This window comes from Gilvimarinus gilvus, from assembly GCF_030518155.1.
Classification (GTDB): domain Bacteria; phylum Pseudomonadota; class Gammaproteobacteria; order Pseudomonadales; family Cellvibrionaceae; genus Gilvimarinus; species Gilvimarinus gilvus.
The window spans coordinates 1-352 of record NZ_JAULRU010000320.1 but is presented as its reverse complement, the minus strand read 5'-3'; the positions used below and the strand labels follow the sequence as shown (position 1 = coordinate 352).

General features: G+C 69.0%; 1 protein-coding gene. It reads left to right on the top strand.

Going from position 1 to position 352, the window contains the following annotated elements; genetic code table 11:
• Positions 1-144: 144 nt before the first annotated feature.
• The coding region (locus tag QWI17_RS05620; RefSeq protein WP_302721535.1) for a dTMP kinase at positions 145-352 on the top strand (208 nt) is incomplete at its 3' end.

Here is a 352-nt window from a genome sequence, read left to right as displayed (position 1 = left end):
GGCGCCGATGACGCTGCGCCAGCCGCCGGCGAAGAGCAGCCGGTACCCGATGAGCCGGCTGCGCAGCCGGCGCCGGCCGCTCCCGCCGGTGATGCCCAGGCGGCCGAGCCGGCAACGCCTGACGAACAACATTAAGGACTGCCTGTGAGCGGCTTGTTTATTACTTTGGAAGGCCCCGAAGGCGCGGGCAAAAGCACCAACCGCGACTACCTGGCGGCGCGCTTGCGCGAGCATGGCCTGGATGTGGTGCTGACCCGTGAGCCTGGTGGCACGCCGCTGGCCGAGAAGGTGCGTGAGCTGCTACTGGCCCCCAGCGATGAACCCATGGCCGCCGACACCGAACTGCTGCTGG